At 60.1% G+C, this 17,980-nt stretch carries 16 protein-coding genes; 12 read left to right on the forward strand and 4 right to left on the reverse strand.

Going from position 1 to position 17,980, the window contains the following annotated elements; translation table 11 throughout:
• The first annotated feature begins 32 nt into the window (after positions 1-32).
• Entirely contained in the window at positions 33-836 is an 804-nt protein-coding gene (gene ku / locus AC0L2Z_RS25105) for a non-homologous end joining protein Ku (RefSeq protein WP_473629590.1), read from the forward strand.
• A 41-nt stretch (positions 837-877) separates the two neighbouring features.
• Complete coding sequence (locus AC0L2Z_RS25110) at positions 878-1,918, forward strand: ATP-dependent DNA ligase (RefSeq protein WP_473629591.1); 1,041 nt, start codon at positions 878-880, stop codon at positions 1,916-1,918.
• Between the two features lie 32 nt (positions 1,919-1,950).
• On the opposite strand, the gene ligD is transcribed toward AC0L2Z_RS25110, so the two are convergent.
• A complete protein-coding gene (gene ligD / locus AC0L2Z_RS25115; RefSeq protein WP_473629592.1) occupies positions 1,951-4,500 on the reverse strand; it encodes a DNA ligase D in 2,550 nt (849 codons plus the stop codon).
• Positions 4,501-4,503: 3 nt separating this feature from the next.
• Positions 4,504-5,373 (reverse strand): non-homologous end joining protein Ku, encoded by an 870-nt coding sequence (gene ku / locus AC0L2Z_RS25120; protein WP_473629593.1) that lies wholly within the window; start codon positions 5,371-5,373, stop codon positions 4,504-4,506.
• Between the two features lie 178 nt (positions 5,374-5,551).
• On the opposite strand from ku (AC0L2Z_RS25120), the gene AC0L2Z_RS25125 reads away from it, so the two are divergent.
• On the forward strand, positions 5,552-5,767 hold the full coding sequence (locus AC0L2Z_RS25125; RefSeq protein WP_473629594.1) for a hypothetical protein: 216 nt from the start codon (positions 5,552-5,554) through the stop codon (positions 5,765-5,767).
• Positions 5,768-5,846: 79 nt separating this feature from the next.
• Here AC0L2Z_RS25125 and AC0L2Z_RS25130 read toward each other — a convergent pair whose 3' ends face one another.
• Positions 5,847-6,062 carry a KTSC domain-containing protein gene (locus AC0L2Z_RS25130; RefSeq protein ID WP_473629595.1) on the reverse strand — a complete coding sequence of 72 codons (216 nt, stop codon included), beginning with the start codon at positions 6,060-6,062 and terminating at the stop codon, positions 5,847-5,849.
• A gap of 138 nt (positions 6,063-6,200) precedes the next feature.
• On the opposite strand from AC0L2Z_RS25130, the gene AC0L2Z_RS25135 reads away from it, so the two are divergent.
• From AC0L2Z_RS25135 to AC0L2Z_RS25165, 7 genes are all read left to right on the forward strand, one after another.
• On the forward strand, positions 6,201-6,839 hold the full coding sequence (locus AC0L2Z_RS25135) for an alpha-ketoglutarate-dependent dioxygenase AlkB (RefSeq protein WP_473629596.1): 639 nt from the start codon (positions 6,201-6,203) through the stop codon (positions 6,837-6,839).
• A gap of 4 nt (positions 6,840-6,843) precedes the next feature.
• Positions 6,844-7,281, forward strand: coding sequence for a GFA family protein (locus tag AC0L2Z_RS25140; protein ID WP_128167985.1), 438 nt, complete (start codon positions 6,844-6,846; stop codon positions 7,279-7,281).
• A 148-nt stretch (positions 7,282-7,429) separates the two neighbouring features.
• Positions 7,430-8,704, forward strand: coding sequence for a DUF763 domain-containing protein (locus tag AC0L2Z_RS25145; protein WP_473629597.1), 1,275 nt, complete (start codon positions 7,430-7,432; stop codon positions 8,702-8,704).
• A 1,179-nt stretch (positions 8,705-9,883) separates the two neighbouring features.
• Positions 9,884-10,645 carry a Tll0287-like domain-containing protein gene (locus AC0L2Z_RS25150; protein ID WP_473629598.1) on the forward strand — a complete coding sequence of 254 codons (762 nt, stop codon included), beginning with the start codon at positions 9,884-9,886 and terminating at the stop codon, positions 10,643-10,645.
• On the forward strand, positions 10,642-13,374 hold the full coding sequence (locus AC0L2Z_RS25155) for a hybrid sensor histidine kinase/response regulator (protein WP_473629599.1): 2,733 nt from the start codon (positions 10,642-10,644) through the stop codon (positions 13,372-13,374). The genes AC0L2Z_RS25150 and AC0L2Z_RS25155 overlap by 4 nt, the downstream gene beginning before the upstream one ends.
• Positions 13,375-13,423: 49 nt before the next feature.
• Positions 13,424-13,795: a response regulator gene (locus AC0L2Z_RS25160; RefSeq protein WP_031255744.1), complete on the forward strand. Its 372-nt coding sequence runs from the start codon at positions 13,424-13,426 to the stop codon at positions 13,793-13,795.
• A gap of 25 nt (positions 13,796-13,820) precedes the next feature.
• Entirely contained in the window at positions 13,821-15,383 is a 1,563-nt protein-coding gene (locus AC0L2Z_RS25165) for an adenylate/guanylate cyclase domain-containing protein (protein WP_023801351.1), read from the forward strand.
• A gap of 510 nt (positions 15,384-15,893) precedes the next feature.
• Here AC0L2Z_RS25165 and AC0L2Z_RS25170 read toward each other — a convergent pair.
• Entirely contained in the window at positions 15,894-16,337 is a 444-nt protein-coding gene (locus tag AC0L2Z_RS25170; protein WP_473517948.1) for a PPC domain-containing DNA-binding protein, read from the reverse strand.
• Between the two features lie 254 nt (positions 16,338-16,591).
• Between AC0L2Z_RS25170 and AC0L2Z_RS25175 the strand changes: the two genes are divergently transcribed.
• Both AC0L2Z_RS25175 and AC0L2Z_RS25180 read left to right on the forward strand, forming a co-directional pair.
• Positions 16,592-17,380, forward strand: coding sequence for a TIGR02587 family membrane protein (locus AC0L2Z_RS25175; protein ID WP_473608460.1), 789 nt, complete (start codon positions 16,592-16,594; stop codon positions 17,378-17,380).
• The gene (locus AC0L2Z_RS25180; protein WP_023801355.1) at positions 17,377-17,823 is read left to right on the forward strand and encodes a TIGR02588 family protein; all 447 of its coding nucleotides are present in this window, start codon (positions 17,377-17,379) and stop codon (positions 17,821-17,823) included. Before AC0L2Z_RS25175 ends, AC0L2Z_RS25180 begins: the two co-directional genes overlap by 4 nt.
• Positions 17,824-17,980 lie beyond the last annotated feature (157 nt).

Below are 17,980 nucleotides of genomic sequence, written 5' to 3' on the forward strand. Positions count from 1 at the left end.
TTCGATTGTTTTACTCCTGCCGGGGGTGCTCGATGGCGCCACGTCCTTTCTGGAAAGGCTATCTGAAGCTTTCGCTGGTGACCTGTCCGGTGGCGATGACGCCCGCTACCACCGAGAGCGAGAAGGTCCGGTTCCATACGCTCAATCGCAAGAGCGGGCATCGGGTGGTCAGCCAATATGTCGATGCCGTCAGCGGCAAGCCCGTTGCTGAAGACGACGAGGTGAAGGGCTACCAGCGCGGCGAGGACGAATACGTCCTGCTCGAGGACGACGAGATCGAAGCGGTTGCGCTCGAGAGCACGCGCACCATCGATATCGACATGTTTGTCGATGCCGACAGCATCGGCTGGATCTGGTACGACAAGCCGCACTATCTCACCCCTGACGACCCGGTTGGGGAGGAGGCATTCTCGGTCATTCGCGACGCGATGCAATCGACGGGGACGGTCGGAATATCGCGATTGGTCATGTACCGCCGCGAACGCGCCGTCATGCTTGAACCACGAGGCAAGGGCATCGTGCTGTGGACACTGCGCTATGGCGACGAGGTTCGCGACCCCGAGGTTTATTTCGGCAAGATCGACGACGTCAAACCCGACCTGAAACTGATGGATATGGTTTCGACCCTTATCGATGAGCGAACCAGGCAGTGGGATCCCGCCATGACTGGAGATCCCGTCCAGGCGCGGCTGCTGGAGATCATTGCCTCGAAGAAGAAGGGCAAGAAGGGTCCGGCCAAGGCGAAGGCCAAGGCCGAGCAACCGGCCAGCAACGTGATCAACATCATGGATGCGCTGCGCAAGAGCATCGGCTCGGAGGCCGGAAAGCGGAAATAAGCGCCTGGGAGCAGGCTGGGCTGGGGGACAAAGGCAGCACAATGAAGGTCATACCCCGCGATCCTGCTTTCGACAGCACCCGCCGATCCAGCGATTTCCTCCTGCCGCTCGATACGCCTCCGATGGAGGCAAAGGCGGCCGATGCGATTCCCGAAGGAGACGGATGGCAATACGAACGCAAATGGGATGGTTTTCGCTGCCTGGCATTCCGGCAGGATGATGCGGTGGAGTTGCGCGCAAAGTCAGGCAAGCCGCTCGGACGGTATTTTCCCGAACTCGTCGCGACATTGAAGGAACTGCCGTCGCGCCGTTTTGTCGTCGACGGTGAAATAGTCATCTCGGTCGACGGCAAGTTTTCGTTCGACGCACTCCAGATGCGGCTTCATCCCGCCGAGAGCAGGATCCGCAAGCTGTCCGCCGAAACCCCGGCTCGCATCGTCCTGTTCGACATGCTCTGCGATGAGCACGGAACCGTCTGGTTGGCGCGGACCCTGAAAAAACGGCGAGCGATCCTTGAGGCTTTCGTCGCTTCGGCAAACCGCAGGAACATCGTGCTTTCGCACTGCACGCGCGATGTGAAGGAAGCCCGCTCCTGGTTAGGGGATGCCGGACATGGGGCGACAGACGGCGTGGTCGCCAAGCGGCTGGACGGTCCGTACCAACCGGGGGTACGCGCGATGGTCAAGGTAAAGCGGTTGCGGTCGGCCGATTGCGTGGTCGGCGGCTTTCGCTATCTCAGCAACAGCCCGCAGGTCGGCTCTCTGTTGCTGGGTCTGTACAACCAGGCCGGCAAGCTCGATCACGTCGGGTTCACCTCGACCATTGCCAAGGATGACAGGGCCGAGCTTACCCGCAGGCTCGAAGCCATGCGCGAGCCACCCGGCTTCACCGGAAAGGCGCCGGGCGGGCCGAGCCGCTGGAGCACCGAGCGCAGCGGCGAATGGGAGCCGGTCCGGCCCGAACTGGTGGTCGAGGTACGCTTCGATCATGTCACCGGCGACCGTTTCCGGCACGGCACCAAGTTCCTGCGCTGGCGGCCGGACAAGGCTCCGGAGCAATGCACGTTCGAGCAAATCGCCTGACTATTCCGATGCATGCGCTTCGCAGTGCCGTCTCAAGCCGCTTTCTTGCGCCGCTTTGCGCGGTCTTCGATTGGCGCTGCGGCCGCGTGGAAATCCTGCCAGGGATCCGACGACAGCGAGGCAAGCCGCGTTGGAGTGTTCTCGACGGTAAAATAGGCCGGTCCGATGCTGGGGCCGAGTTCGTCCCAGGCAAGCGGCATCGACACCGCTGCACCCGGTCGTGCTCTTGTCGAATAGGCTGCGACCGCGGTCGCACCACGCTGGTTGCGCAGATAATCGACAAGGATTTTCCCGCGTCGTTTCGATTTGGTGATGGTCGAGACGTAGCGGTTGGGACTGTCGGCGGCCATCGAGTCGGCAATCGCCTTGGTAAAGGCTTTTACTTCTGGCCATTCGGCTTTCGGCTTCAACGGCGCCACGACGTGCAGACCCTTGCCGCCGGAGGTCTTGATGAAGGGGACAAGCCCTGCATCCTTCAGCCGGTCGCGGGTCTCGACGGCGCCTTCGATCACTGCCTCCCAGCTCACGCCCTCGCCGGGGTCGAGATCCATGATGATCATATCCGGACGCTCCCAATCGCTCACCGTCGAGCCCCAGGGGTGGATCTCCAGCGCCGCCGACTGGACCAGACCGATGAGCCCGTCGAGATCATTGATGCTGATCAGCCGCTCGTCGGGCGGATGCTTGGGGTCGTGGACCAGCACGATGTTCGGGTTGAGCCCCTTCCAGACATGCTTCTGGAAGAATTGCTCGCCCGAAATCCCGTTGGGACATCGCACCAGCGCCAGCGCTCGGCCGACGATGTAGGGCGACGCATAGCGCCAGACCTCGGCATAATAGTCGGCGAGACCTTCCTTGGTCACGCCCTCGTCCGGCCAGTAAAGGCGGTCGGGATGAGTAAGCTTGACGGTCCGGCGCTGAGGTTGGGGCACTGCCTTGCTCGTCTTCGGCGTCTCGCGCACGATCTCCTTCGCCGGCTTGTCTTCGCGCAATCCGCGGAACGAGGCGTGGCGCAGATTGCCGTCGGCGGTCCACGCCCGGAACTCGACTTCGGCGACGAGATCCGGCCTGACATAGCGGACTTGCCGAGCCTCCTCGGCGCTCAGACGCTCGTCGAACGGGCTCGACGGAACGCGCATCCGCTCGAGCTTCTTGAACAGGCTCTCGGCGACCGCCGCTGTGTAGCCGGTGCCGACGCGCCCGACATGATGAAGCTTGCCGTGGTCATAGACACCCAGGACAAGCGAACCGATCGCCTTGCGCGAGGTTGTCGAGGGGATAAAGCCGGCCACGACAAATTCCTGCCGCGCCGAACATTTCGACTTCACCCAGTTCTTGCTGCGGCCGGCGCGGTAGGGCGCATCGCGAAGCTTGGAGACGATGCCTTCCAGGCTCAGCCGACAGGCATGTCGCAGCACCAGGGCGCCGTCCTCCTCAAAATGGCCGCTGTAGCTGATGATGCCGCTGTTACTCCCGATGATTTTTTCCAGCAATTCCTTGCGCTTGATTAAGGCAACGTCGCGCAGATCGTAGCCGTCGAGATGAAGCAGGTCGAAGACGTAGAAGTGAAAGCGATCACTGCGGCCCTCGCTGAGATCGGCTTGCAGCGCGGAAAAATCCGATGCGCCGGCTGACGTCTCGACCACGAGTTCACCGTCGATCAGTGCCGTCCCGACAGGGATATCGGCCAGCGCCGAAACGACCGCCTTGCCGAATTTCTTCGTCCAGTCGAGACCGCTCCGCGTCAACAGTTTGACGCGGCCGGCTTCGATCCTGGCCTGTAGCCGGTAGCCGTCGAATTTGATCTCGTGCAGCCAGCGCTCGCCCGACGGCGCTGACGAGACCAGGGTCGCCAGCGTCGGCTCGACGAAATCGGGAAGCGCCGCCTTCTTGGCGCCCTTTATCTTTGACGGTTCGGGAACGCTGACAGTGGCGGGGGCCTCTTCCGCTGGAGCTGGCCTGGTGCTGCCGCCGCGGCGCCTGCGAATGCGGCCTGTCTTGGACGACCAGCCGGGCTCTTCGCCGGCGACGTCGTCGATCTTGCGGCCGGTCGCGACGGATTCCGGCCGCTCGTCCAGAATGTCGGGATCACGTTCGGTGCGCGCGGCGTCGTCGTCGCCTTTGATCAGCAGCCAGTTCTCGCGCTTCTCCCGGGGCTTTCCGGCCATCCGCACAAGATGCCAGCGGCCGCCAAGCTTCTCGCCGTGAAGTTCGAAATCGAGATGGCCTTTCGCATAGCCGCGATGCGCGTCGCCGATCGGCGTCCAGGTGCCTCTGTCCCAAAGGAGGACGGTGCCGCCGCCGTACTCGCCCTTCGGGATTGTGCCTTCGAAGCCGCCATATTCCAGAGGATGGTCCTCGACGTGGACGGCAAGGCGCTTCTCGCCGGGGATCAGGCTCGGCCCTTTTGTGACGGCCCAGCTCTTCAGGACGCCGTCCATTTCGAGGCGAAAATCATAATGGAGCCGGGTGGCATCGTGCTTCTGTATCACGAAGCTGTTGCCGGTCTTGGGCGCCCGGCGGCCCTGCGGCTCCGGGGTAACGGAAAAATTGCGCTTCTTGCGGTAGGTCTCGAGCGCCATCGGTCAGCCGGCCTTCCGACGCGGCGCTGTCTGCTTCGCCTTGGCATGGCGCGCTGGCTTTGACTTTGCCGCGGGCTTTCTCGTCGAGGCCGGCTTGCCGCCAACGCCGGCGCTCTGGCGCAGCGCATCCATGAGATCGACGACCTTCTCCCGCTTGGCCGGCTTCGGAACAGCGATCTTCTTGCCTTCGAGCTTTGCCTTCACAAGCTCGGCCAGCGCCGCCTCGTAACGGTCGTCGAATTTGATTGGATCGAATTTGCCTTTCTTGGTCTTGATGATGTGTTCGGCCAGTTCGAGCATCTCGCCCTCGATCTTCAAGTCGGGGATGTTGTCGAAAGCCTCCTCCGCCGAGCGCACCTCGTAATCGAAATTCAGCGTCGTTGCGACCAGGCCTTCGTCATAGGCGCGGACGAGCAGGGTCCGGACGCGCCGGAACAGCACGGTCTGGGCGATCGCGGCGACCTTCTTCCTGCGCATGCCCTCGCGGATCAGCCCAAACGCTTCTTCCGCGTGTTTGTCCGACGGGGCCAGGTAATAAGGCTTGTCGAAATACACATCGTCGACATCGGCACAGCCGATGAAGGCCGAGACCGACAGCGTCTTGTCACTCTCGGGAACCGCGGCTGCGACCTCATAGGGTTCGAGCACGACGTACTCACCCGAGCCGATCTCAAAGCCTTTGACCTGGTCGTCCTTCTCCACCGGCTTGCGGCTATCGCTGTCGACGAAGGCGCGATGCACCCTATGGCCGGTGGCGCGGTTTATCGTGTGGAAGGCGATCCGCTCTGAGGTTGAGGCAGCCGTATAGAGCGCCACCGGGCAGCTGAGTTCTCCGATTTTCAGAAAACCCTTCCAATTTGCTCTCGGCGCCAAGACGATAGCCTCACTGTCACAAGCATTGCACAGGAAATGCAACGTGGCGGCGCCGAGATTTGTTCCTTTGACGCCGGCGTGGCGGTGATCAGAGGGGTCCTGGGCCAACAGACAAGCCATTCCGCTGCAACCAAATTCACCACCACGCCGTTGTCGAGCAGGAAGGGAGCGGTTGGCCATGACGAGACTGTCGCTGACGAGCCTATTATTTTTGGCGGCTCTGGCTTTGGCGGGTTGCAGCAACGAGGCCGAGCCGACACAGGGCAGCACCAGCAGCACTGAACCGACCCAGAGCAACACCAACACCGTCGACCAAAATCCCGAGGTCGACAACGATCCGACGCCGAAGACGACCACGGGCGGCGATCAACCCGGCACGCCGCCGGCGCAATGAGAATCGGGCAGGCCGACTGGATTCTGTGAGGGCATGCGTTCCTTTTCCGGATGAATTTCTGACGACAAGGCACCGGGTTTCATCCCGACTGGCTCTGCTCGACCAGATGGTAGCTATACCGGTCTCGAATGAAAGCGTTGAAGAACCGGCCTTTTGACCAGGCCTTGCGGAATGCCGCATAAGTTTGCGGCAGCACGTCGTTGAAATCGTAGCGATTTCCGCTTGGGACAAACCATACGGAGAGGGTCCTCGTCGCCGGGTCGTAATTGATGCTTTGGATAACAGTTGAAGGCATTTCCCACCACTCGACTCGCCTGGGCAATAACCCGCCCCGGCAATCCGGGTTCCGTCTCGCGCACGTGGAGGCGATGATCCGGCCGGCCCGTTGCCTCCAAGGCCTTGCCGCCAGCGGCCGGCCCACCAATTAGGGTTGATGCCATCGCTCAAAACAAGGCAGCCGCAAACCGCTGGCCAAGGCGACCTGTTTCGCGCGCCTGACTTTCACGCACGTGACGATCTGCCGGAAGGATTTCTCTACCGGCCGGAACTGATCACGGCGGAGGACGAGGCTGAACTGGTGCGGCAGCTCGAAAGTCTCGCCTTCCAGCCTTTCGACTTTCATGGCCATCTCGCAAACCGCCGCGTCGCCGGTTTTGGCCTGCGCTACGATTTTGACCAACGCAAGGTGGTCGAGGCGCCGCCGATCCCTGCTTTTCTGATGCCGCTCAGGGACAAGGTGGCGGCATTTGCGCGGCTGCCCGCCGATGCTTTCGCGCACGTCTTGATCAACGAGTATCGGCCCGGCGCGGGTATCGGCTGGCATCGCGACAAGCCGCAGTTCGATGCCGTGGCCGGCGTTTCTCTTCTTGCGCCATGCAGCTTTCGGCTCCGCCGGAAGAACGGCACGAGATGGGCTCGCGTGACCGTCACCCTCGAGCCAAGGTCGGCTTACCTGATGACGGGCCTGGCGCGCACCGAATGGCAACACAGCATCCCGCCGGTTTCCGCGCACCGCTATTCGATCACCCTGCGGACCGTGCACCCGCAACGGCCGTCTCGATCAGAAGGATAGTTCGATGACCAGGATTGAGACTGGCTCCTGTTTTTGCGGTTCGATAAGTGCTGAGATGCACGGCGACCCGTTCTGGATCTGCTCTGATCACGATGACGATTGTCGCAAGGCGATAGGCAGCCCACTGACCGTCTGGGTCGGCTATCGGCCGGCCCAATTCAGATTGCTCACCGGCGCGCCAAAAAAATTCTCAAGGACTCGAGGCGTGCTCCGCACCTTCTGCGCCGATTGCGGGACATCCATAGCCTACTTCGACCAGGGGCTTCCCGAGGAACTTTATCTGACGATCGGCTTCTTCGACCACCCCGAGCGCTTTGCGCCGCAGGCTCATGCCTATTGGGACATGAAGCTGCCGTGGGTGGAATTTGGCGACGATCTGCCGCGTGTGGGAAGATATTCAAGGCGGCGCGATCCGGCGGTCGGAAATCCGGCCGACCGGTAACCGGCAACGCCGCCGATGGGACCCGAGTGGCCCAGCTGAATTGAATTGCGATCAGTTTGTAATCCAAACGAACCGGCATCATCGCTTCTTCACGCCGCTTTCGGTACTATCCGTTGAGCGCAAGGCATAGGTCGAAACAGGCAAAAATTTGGCACAACGATCGGGAAGCGCAGACCTTCCACTTCATGGCGGACGCGTGCCGAAATGGCTCGGCGACCGTATGACGCGCCTTGGCGCGGTCATGTGCGAGGCGATCATTCACCATTACGGTCGCGAGGAGCTGCTGCGCCGGCTGGCGCATCCCTTCTGGTTCCAGTCGTTTGGCGCCGTCATGGGAATGGACTGGCATTCCTCCGGCATCACCACCAGCGTCATCGGCGCCCTGAAACGTGGTTTGGCTCCGCTTTCCGGCGAACTCGGTATTCACGTGTGCGGCGGCCGCGGCGCGCATTCGCGCAAGACCCCGCATGAGCTTGCCGTCATCGGCGAGCGCGTCGGCTTCGACGGAACAGGCCTGGCGACGGCCAGCCGGCTTGTCGCCAAGGTTGACAGCGCCGCCGTCCAGGACGGCTTCGACCTTTATCTGCATGGCTTTATCGTCACCGATGACGGCGACTGGGTCGTGGTACAGCAGGGCATGAACGGCGACAGCAAGGTGGCGCGTCGCTACCACTGGCTGTCCGAAGGCCTGAAGAGTTTTGTCGACCAGCCGCATGCCGCCATCGAAGGCGCCAACCAGGGCGAGATCGTCAACCTGACGGACCGCCGGGCCGATGCCTCGCGCAAGGGACAGTTGGATCTCCTGCAGGACCTCGGACCGGATCGCATTCTGAGGGAGTTCGCCGCGCTCGAACGTGACGTGGCTGCCGCACCGGAGCCCGACCAGCCAATGCTGCCGCACCTGGTCATGCCGGCGCACCACGACGTTCGCGAAACCGATGTCGTCATGCGTCGTCTTCATGGCAACATGGCGGCGGCTGCCGAGCGTGGCCCCGCCGATTTCTCCGAACTTCTCCTGGTCCCCGGCGTCGGTGCACGCACGGTGCGGGCGCTGGCGCTGGTGGCCGAGGTGCTGCATGGCGCGCCATGCCGGTTTTCCGATCCCGGGCGCTTCTCGCTGGCACATGGCGGCAAGGACAGGCATCCATTCCCCGTGCCGCTGAAGGTCTATGACGAGACGATCGGCGTGCTGAAGTCGGCCGTCCACAAGGCCAGGCTCGGTCGCGACGAAGAAATCGGTGCCTTGAAGCGGCTCGACGACCAGTCGCGGCAGGTCGAACGCTATGTCACTGGCCCTAGCCTGAAGGAAATCGTTGCCGGAGAGTTCGATCAGTCGCATCTGCTCGGCGGCCGCAGCGTGTTCGGCTGGAACGCCGCACCCGAGGCGCCCGCGGATGCCAAGCAAAACAAACAAAAGGGATAGTCGGCCCGGATCGCAATTCAGCGGACCAAGTGGTGAAAATCTGACGCTTGATACCCAAAACGAAATACCGATTTCGACCCTTCTCTGCCCTTCTGTCGGAGAAATTGAAGGGAAGCCTTGACCCGTTAACGACCTTCCTGACATCGCGCTTCAACGTCCGCACAGGGGGTGAATGCTGTCATTGTTGCGCAGTCGTGGAGCGACGAGCCACTGAATCACGATCTGCGAGCAGGTAACCGATCGGCCAGCGCCGTGATCACTCGGGGTCGGTTCGACTCGCCGCCGCGGGGACAATGAGACCTTGGCATGCGACATGGCAGATACTGTGGGCTGGACAAATCATGGGCCGGCCGCATTCCGACCCGACCCGGAACTCGGATTGGGACGCTTTGACAAAGCGCACGTGATTTCGTCGCGCGAGATACCAATGTCGTTAAGAATGTCATCCGGTGACCGGCTCAACCCGTCCGTTATCATCCACATAGCTTTTCGCTCGGCGCGAAGGCGGAACCATCCGCGAATGTAGCCAGTGGTGCCATTATGAAAACTCGTCCACATCGAAGTCATCTTAATCATCGGCTCGAACACACGGCACGGAACGGCACTGGCGGTATTCACCGCGAGAAGGACCGGTTACGTAGCGTCTGACTCGTCTCAATTCCGAACTTATCGGTCTCGTCCGGCTGGGCGCACCGCGGCGGCAGCGACTGCAACCGCGCCGGCGAGGGTTGAAATGCTGATTGTTTTTCGTAACATAGTTCTGTTTCCTTTCAGCGATGATGGTTCATCAAGCGATCAAGATGACATGCATAGGTTGTGCCGGCCGACAACATAAGGCCAGAACCATCATCTTCTTCTACAAACAATTGCTATGCTAAGTTTACGGTGCGTGAGGTTGCGCTCGAACACAACTAATATATATTTCAAAGCTAATTTTCTAGCTTTAGCAAGCTATATTTTAAAGGCAAGCTTGACAAATCCACCGCTAACCTCTCGGTGCTCCACCCAGGGTGGTCAAGAGACGTTCGGCAAGAACGGGTTTGCGGGCCAGGGCCGCTTCGGAGCGGCGGCGGATGCTTCGTTCCTTCTCTCACCGCTTGCGCATGGGCGTTTGTCGCTACGCTATCGGCCTGCGTCGTGCTATACTTTTTGTTTGGCTTCCTTCGACGGGATGGAGAGATGTTCGCCCTTTCAACCTTGACGCGGAGAAGCATTGGCGCTGCTCTTGTCGGTTGCGCTTTCCTCGCGTCGGCTGCCATGGGAGCGGGAGATACTGAAGATGTCGCGATGGGAATCCGACTTGCGGAATTGCTTCGCGCGGGGCGAAGCGTTGTCTCCAACTATCAGACACTAATCAACGATCCAGCACTTGGCGACAAGCACCTCGACAGCGAGCGGTTTGCGAGCGAGGCCATCGCCGTTTACTCAAAAAACACCGGCCAGGACCCGTTTTCCGGCGAATTGACCAATCGCGACCGGCGTCTGCTTGAGGCCCAGATTGGGGCTATGCGGGAGGTGGTGGACGAGCAGCAAGATGACATCAACCGCGCTGGGATCGGGTTCAAGGGCTTCGTGCCGGCCGTTTTCGCGCGTCTGTTGAATGAGAAATTCGCCGCCAAGGTTGGCAACGAAGCTCTGGTGCGCGTGACAGCGCCCGAGCAACTCGTGCGCAACCGCAAATCTCTTCCGGACGCTTGGGAAGCCAGCATCATCGTAAGCGTCTTTTCAGATCCGAAGAGAGCAAAGGGCGAAGCCTACACGGATGTGACCGAGGTGGAGGGACGCCCGGCATTTCGAATGCTCCTGCCCGAATACTATACGGAGTCGTGCCTTTCCTGCCACGGCGAGCCGAAGGGCGAGATCGACATAACTGGATATCCCAAGGAGGGCGGAAAAGCCGGCGATTTGGGGGGCGCAATCAGCATCGTCTTGTTCAAATGAGCGTCCTGGAACAGACACCCCACGAGGTGGAAGCCATACCGGCGCCGTCGAAATCCCTGGGACGTCGCCTTGCCAGTCTGCCGATCGCGGCCCGCGTAGCTGCACTGACAGCGGCCGGCCTCATTAGTCTCATCGTATCTTCCATCCTTCTCACGCAGGCGCTTTATCGCAGTGCCGACCGCACCGCAGACACTAAGGCATTGTTCGATCTCGCGGCGAATGCGGCTGCGGCGCACGTGACCTTCGGCGAATTGCGATACTGGCTCACCGATTTGTCGGTCAGCTTGCTAATGAACTCCCAGCGGAATGCCGAGCAGGCGCGTGAGCGACTGCTGGACCAACTGGACGGCCTTTCGAAATCATCCCCCGATGCAGTGAGGGAAATCCGTGTCGAGATCGATGACTATGTCAAAAGGGCACTAGAGGCGGCGGACAGCTATACTCAGGATAACCGCATCATTGGAAACGCTCTCCTGGCGGAGGCGCGAACCCACAGCACGAATGTCGATGCCGCCCTTAACGAACTTGTCGAGGAAGTGAGCGCCGAGGCAGAAGCTGCTCGCAACGAGGCTGTAAGGCTAGCCCAGAAAACCGCGACTACCGCTGCCATTCTGGTGGTCATCGTGCTGTTGATTGGGTCGCTTCTTACAATCCTTGTTCTTCGCTCGATCATTGGCCCGTTACGGCGGCTGAACCGGGTCATCGGCGAACTGACGCAAGGACGCTACGATATTGAAATACCGATTGAGGGAGGCGACGAACTCGGCGCAATGTCGCGGACGCTTCGACTTTTTCGCGCGGGCGCGATTGAAAAGAAACGACTGGAAGACGAGGCGGAGCAGCAAAGACGGACGATAGCAGCGGCGCTTGAGGCAATTTCTGACGGATTTGTCCTATTCGATCCGCAGGACAGGGTCATCCTGGCCAACAGCAAATTTTGCGAATTCTTCCCTGACCATGCGCGAGCTTCTCTTCCTGGGCAAAGCTTTCAAGAAATCTTGGAGCAACGCCTGGCGGGCGGGCAAGTCGACCTTGCGGGCGCGTCGCCGGAGGAGTGGATTGCCCAGCGGTTACACATCCACAAGGACCCGGCGGGCTTCGTCTGTGAGGATCGCTTCGGCGACAGATGGGTTCGCGTAAGCAGGCGAAAAACGCCTGACGGCGGCGCGGTCGCCGTTTACACCGACATCACGGAATTGAAACAGAGACAAGACGAACTCGAGCGCGCCAAGAGCCGTGCTGAATCGACGAATGAAGCCAAGAGCCGCTTCGTCGCATCCGTCAGCCACGAACTGCGTACGCCGCTGAACGCGATTATTGGCTACAGCGAGATGCTGATCGAAGATGCGAGCGACCAGCACATGGTGGAATTCGTTCCGGAACTGGAGAAGATCGCCGCGGCTGGTCGCCATCTCCTGGCGCTCATCAACGACATCCTCGACTTGTCAAAGATCGAGGCGAACAAGATGGAAATTTTCTTGGAAACGTTCGTCGTCGCCGATTTGATGCGCGACGTCCAGGCCACAGTCGCGCCTCTGATGGCGAAAAACCGAAACGGTTTCGTACTGGACCTCGACGACGACCTCGGGAAAATGCATTCGGATCAGACGAAGTTGCGTCAGAACCTGTTTAACCTGCTCAGCAACGCCGCCAAGTTTACCGAAGGGGGTCGTGTAACACTCACGGTGCGTCGCGACAGACGACCAAAGGGCGATTGGCTGATATTCAAAGTGTCCGACACCGGGATCGGGATGACGCCGGAGCAGCAGGAACGGCTCTTCGACGCTTTCACGCAGGCGGACGCATCCACCACTCGCAACTATGGCGGAACGGGGCTTGGCCTCAGCATAACCCGGAGTTTTAGCCGAATGATCGGAGGCGTTGTAAAGGTCGAGAGCGAACTCGGAAAAGGCTCGACCTTCACAATGGAGATTCCAGCCGAGTTCAAAAAAGAATCTGGCGAGCAACACCCCTCCGAAGCTGTGCCGTTGCCGTCACGAGACAAGGCGGTTCTGATCATAGATGATGAACCAGCCGCCCGAACCGTCATCGCCAGGGCCTTGGCGGAGGCGGGACTGGCATCGTTCGAAGCAGCAAGCGGCGAGGAAGGAATAGCCGCTGCTCGAGCGCATCGCCCCGCGGCGATCATTCTCGACATCATCATGCCGCATCAGGACGGCTGGTCAGTGCTGCGATCTCTGAAGAACGATAGGGAGCTTTGCGAGATTCCTGTGATCCTTGCGACGATACTTGCAGATCGCGAACTCGGCCTCTCACTCGGGGCGGTTGAATACCTGACGAAGCCGATCGACACCGAGAAGCTGATTCAAACAATTGAGGCTTGCGGCGGTGGCAACCGCGATGTGCTTGTAATTGATGACGACCAAGCTTCCCGCGATTTCCTTCGGCGTATCCTGATCAAGAAGGATTGGCGGGTTCACGAGGCAAGCGACGGCGCGCGCGGACTTGGCCTGATGAAACGGTTGTTGCCGCGCCTGGTGGTGCTTGATCTGCTGATGCCTGAAATGGACGGGTTTCAGACATTGAGTGAGATGCAGCAGACGCCCGAACTGCAGAACATTCCGGTGGTCGTAGTTACCTCGAAAGATCTGTCGATGAACGAGCTCGAATGGCTCCGCGATAGGGCGGTTGCCGTTGTGACCAAGGGCGCGAACAGCAGGTCTCAATTGGTCAAGGCGCTCGAACGCCAGATTTCCGCGGCCGAGTAGGTTGGCCCGGCATCTCAGTTCGTTGACCCATCGTTAGAAGAGGCCGAAGATGACGAGAATCCTTCTGGTGGAAGACAACGAAATGAATCGCGACATGCTCTCGCGGCGGTTGTCGCGGCGTGGGTTCGAAGTGCTTATTGCGGAAAACGGACAATCCGGCGTGGAACTAACCATTTCGGAAAGACCGGATCTGATCCTTATGGATATGAGCCTGCCCGTGATGGACGGATGGGAGGCGACACGGCGGATCAAGGCTGATCCGGCCACCTCGGGGATCCCTATAATCGCGCTTTCTGCGCATGCTATGACCAGCGATCGGGAATTGGCGCTTGAGGCCGGCTGCGATGACTACGACAGCAAGCCGGTGGACCTGCCGAGGCTTGTCCAGAAAATCGAACAATTGCTTGCCGCAAATCCGTGAGCCGCCGAGTCGGCGGATTGGAGACATGACTGCCAACGAGTTCCAACGCCACGCAATAGCCGCCCATCTGGCGCAGCGGCTTGCTGGACCGGCACGGGCAATCTCGGGATTTCAGGAACTGCTGCTAGAACAGGTGCAGAACCATAGTCTGGTGCACATCACTCCAGATCTTGAGAGGGTCGGCGCCGCTGCCCGGCAATTGAACAGCCTCATCGACAGCTTGATCCATGGCAAAGCCGACTGTCCGGACCATGCAGGGCGCGAGATCGAGGCGAAACTGCGCCACGATTTGCGAACACCACTCAACGCGATTATCGGCTACTCCGAAATGATCCTTGAAGAAGCCGAAGAATTGCACGAACACGCATTGGACGAAGATGTCAGGGTGATGCTCGCGGCTGCGGCCGAGCTGTTGGCGCATGTCGATGCAATTGCCGGCCTATCGCGCGCCAGCGACAACGAAGCGCTGTGGACGACGGATCAGGCAGAGATCGATGCAGCAGGGCTTGAAAGGGCGCTCGGCAAGACGGAGCACGATGCATTCTCAGGACGCAGCGGTAGAATACTTGTCGTCGACGACATCGGCAGTAACCGCGATCTTCTCTCGCGCCGCTTGCTGCACGACGGTCATCAGGTAGTCACTGCCGAGTCAGGCCTGTCCGCGCTGACCCGCCTTGCGGAATATGAATTCGACCTTGTTCTGTTGGACATACTGATGCCGGACATGAACGGCATCGAGGTGCTCTCGCGATTGAAAGCTGAGCGCCGGTGGCGGCACATCCCGGTCATTATGATCTCGGGGCTGAACGAAGTCGACGCCGTGGTCCGCTGCATCGAGGCGGGAGCCGACGACTACTTGCTTAAACCATTCAATCCGGTCCTGTTGCGCGCCCGGATCAACTCCAGTCTGGAGAAAAAGCGTTGGCGCGACCGCGAGCACCAGTATCTTCAGCGGATAGAGGCGGAAAAGCGGCGGGCCGACTCGCTTCTACATGCCGTCCTGCCCGGTCAAATCGTTGCGCGGCTACAAGGGGGCGAGGAGATCATTGCGGACCGGTTCGAGGAAGTGACCATCCTTTTTGCCGATATTGTCGGATTCTCGCCTATCGCAGCGAAATTGCCGGCATCCGACCTTATCAAGCGCCTCGACCGGATGTTCAGCATGTTCGACGCGCTGGCGGAGAAGCATTCCGTGGAGAAGATCAAGACAATCGGAGACGCGTATATGGCCGCTTGTGGTCTTCCGGAGCCGGCGGCCGATCACGCCGACAGGACCGTGGCGCTGGGAAAGTCCATGCTGGACTCGTTGAGGCTCTTGGCGTCGGGCAGCGATAGTTTTCGCGTCCGAATCGGCGTACACACCGGACCGGTGATCGCCGGTCTGATCGGCCGACATCGGTTCGTCTATGATGTCTGGGGCGAAACCGTGAACATCGCAAGCCGGCTCGAATCCCAGGGCGTAGCCGACCGCATGCAAATCTCGGAGGCAACCAGACGCGCTTTGCACGACTCTTGGGAGCTAGAACCGCGCTGCACTGTGGAACTGAGAGGCGTCGGCACGATGGAAACCTATCTCGTTCGACACTGATGTCTGATTTCCTCAAAGCGACGCGTAAGCGAGTAGCTTACGGCACCGGCGTTGAGAGGCTATCACTACCATAGCATTCGCGAATCGAAGAGCAGATTAACCAGCGTCCGTGTCATCATCAGCATGATCGGGTTAGGCTCGGCGGACTTGGCTACCACCACCCGTCCCATCCATATCGAATTTAGGTCATGGGTTGCTGGCGAGACTGGAGGCCTATGTCGAGACGGGCTTTCTGTGCTTCCGCCGCATCTCCAAGCGGAAGTTCATCCATCTGTGATGGTCGAGAATAACGCCAGAGCTATCGCGACACGGGTGCTGATTCTATGTGGCACCATACGTCCGGAACGTGTCCGAGACGCGACCTCCATAGCGATGGCCGCGCAACTCCGATTATGGCGCTCTCTGCTCGTTCAGGAGGCTAAACGAACTACGGCTTCCCACCCAAAGCGGTTGTCTAACCTCGGGGACCAAGCGTCAGGTTTTCACCACTAGCCTGATCCGCGCTTGGCTTCAGGCATCGAGATCGATCAAGGCGATGCCGAGTTCCGGACGTTTTCTGCGGCGCAGATGACCAGGCGTTTCCACCAAAGTGACTTCGAGTGTAGGCCGAACAATGCCATCGAGCAGATGTCCGCCCTTCGTGCTGCCGTCGCGCAATCCGAGCACCGCATGGACGTGAAGGCTGGGCTTGCCGTCGTCGCCGATCGCAACGTCGCCGATCGCGCTGAGCACCTCGCACTGTTCTAGCACCGGGATTTTCCGATAAGTTTTTTCCTCGATGTCGAACCAGCCGACAGTCGCCTTTTCGAAGGCGCCGAGCGCGGTCAGCGAGGCACCGCCAATATCGTGATCGACAGCGAAAGATGTGAGCGCCGCGAACGCTTCCTCTCCGGGATCAAGCACCACCACGAACGTCCTTTGTCCGGCGCTTTCGGCGACGAGCTGCGATTTCATGATTTCACTCCAGACGCTGTGTCGGCTTTGGGTTGTCATTCGATCGAGAGGTTGAACGGAAAGCTGGCTCGCGAGTTCCCAACAGGTTTGGCTTGGCTTTGAACATCGCAGCGCCGTTCGGCTGTGGCGAAGATGCAGAGGTGCGGAACAAGATTGTCCAGGAAACATTGTTCCCCGCAGGCTATCTCTGAGGAGCGGACGTGGCGCCAACCGAGATCATCGTCAGGCATGCGCTAACGCCGCGTGAGTTCTGGATTGGTCTTGGCCGTGCCTTTGCCGGAGCGTTGATCTTCGCCGCCCCGGTGCTGATGACCATGGAGGCCTGGGCGCTGGGCTTTCACCTTCACCCACTGCGGCTCGCCCTGTTCCTCGCTGTCACTTTGCCAATGCTGGTGCTGCTGCACAAGTACGGAGGCTTTCGCCACACGGTGGCGCTGCGCGACCGCATCGCCGATGCTTTTGTGGCGATACTTGTGGCCGCTGTGGCGGCTACGGCGGTGTTGTTTATTTTCGGCATCGTGACCGCCGAAATGCCGCTGCGGGAGGTGATTGGCAAAATTGCGGTGCAAATTGTCCCAGGCAGTCTCGGGGCATCCTTGGCACGCGCTCAGCTCGGCCCGAGTTTGTTGGAGGAGGAGGACATTCCCGAGCCCGGCTACACCGGAGAGCTGTTCCTGATGGTGGTCGGAGCGCTGTTTCTATCGGTGAACATCGCACCGACGGAAGAGGTCGTCCTCATCGCCTACAAGATGGAGCCCTGGCAGGAAATCGCCCTGGTGGTGGTCACCCTCGCTCTCATGCACGCCTTCGTCTATGAGTTCGAATTCCGCGGCTCGCACAGTCCCGAGCCAGGCGCTGGATTCGTCAGCATCTTCTTTCGCTATGCGATCGTCGGCTATGTCCTGGTGATGCTTGTGAACCTCTACATCTTGTGGACCTTCGGCAGGACCGATGGCGCCGGCTTTTCGGAGACACTCAGTGCAGTCGTGGTTCTGTCGTTTCCTGGCGCGCTCGGGGCGGCGGTTGCGAGGCTCATTCTGTGACAAGGAACCCCGCAAAAGGCGACAAGCAACAGAAGCAGCAGTCCGACAACAAAGCAAAGACACGCAAACCCGGGACTTCGGTCACGGAGTGGGTCGTGGCGGGCATAAGCTCCGTAGTCCTGCTTGCCGTGCTCGGTTATCTTGTCGTCGATGGCGTGAGCACGCGCGATGGGACCGCCCGGATCGTTGTGGTGCCACTCGCGGTCGCGGTCACCGAGGGGGGCTACGTGGTCGAGTTCGCCGCTGCAAACAGGGCGGGGAAATCAGTTGCTGCTGTCGAGATCAAAGGTGAGCTCCGCAACGGCGATGAGGTCGTCGAGGATAGCAGCGCTACGCTCGACTATGTCCCACAGAATTCCCAACGGAAGGGCGCGTTGATCTTTCGTCGCGATCCCGAGGCCTATGACCTGCGCCTCTTTGCCATTGGATATAGTGAACCCTGACCAGTCAAAACGCCATGGATGAAAGGGAACTCGGCGTGGATGACGCGGTCAACCGGCCACTGCTTCGCCCTGCTGTAAAAGCGACATGGCTGCAGAGAACCAACACGGCCGGTGCCTCCGAGAATGATGTGCGTGGGCGATCCTTTCGCACCCTATT

This window comes from Mesorhizobium sp. WSM4850 (genome assembly GCF_055811735.1).

Coding starts and splice junctions, on each gene's coding strand:
- ku (WP_473629590.1), top strand. CDS start 33: ATGGCGCCACGTCCTTTCTGGAAAGGCTATCTGAAGCTTTCGCTGGTG.
- AC0L2Z_RS25110 (WP_473629591.1), top strand. CDS start 878: ATGAAGGTCATACCCCGCGATCCTGCTTTCGACAGCACCCGCCGATCC.
- ligD (WP_473629592.1), bottom strand. CDS start 4,500: ATGGCGCTCGAGACCTACCGCAAGAAGCGCAATTTTTCCGTTACCCCG.
- AC0L2Z_RS25125 (WP_473629594.1), top strand. CDS start 5,552: ATGACGAGACTGTCGCTGACGAGCCTATTATTTTTGGCGGCTCTGGCT.
- AC0L2Z_RS25130 (WP_473629595.1), bottom strand. CDS start 6,062: ATGCCTTCAACTGTTATCCAAAGCATCAATTACGACCCGGCGACGAGG.
- AC0L2Z_RS25135 (WP_473629596.1), top strand. CDS start 6,201: ATGCCATCGCTCAAAACAAGGCAGCCGCAAACCGCTGGCCAAGGCGAC.
- AC0L2Z_RS25140 (WP_128167985.1), top strand. CDS start 6,844: ATGACCAGGATTGAGACTGGCTCCTGTTTTTGCGGTTCGATAAGTGCT.
- AC0L2Z_RS25150 (WP_473629598.1), top strand. CDS start 9,884: ATGTTCGCCCTTTCAACCTTGACGCGGAGAAGCATTGGCGCTGCTCTT.
- AC0L2Z_RS25155 (WP_473629599.1), top strand. CDS start 10,642: ATGAGCGTCCTGGAACAGACACCCCACGAGGTGGAAGCCATACCGGCG.
- AC0L2Z_RS25160 (WP_031255744.1), top strand. CDS start 13,424: ATGACGAGAATCCTTCTGGTGGAAGACAACGAAATGAATCGCGACATG.
- AC0L2Z_RS25165 (WP_023801351.1), top strand. CDS start 13,821: ATGACTGCCAACGAGTTCCAACGCCACGCAATAGCCGCCCATCTGGCG.
- AC0L2Z_RS25170 (WP_473517948.1), bottom strand. CDS start 16,337: ATGAAATCGCAGCTCGTCGCCGAAAGCGCCGGACAAAGGACGTTCGTG.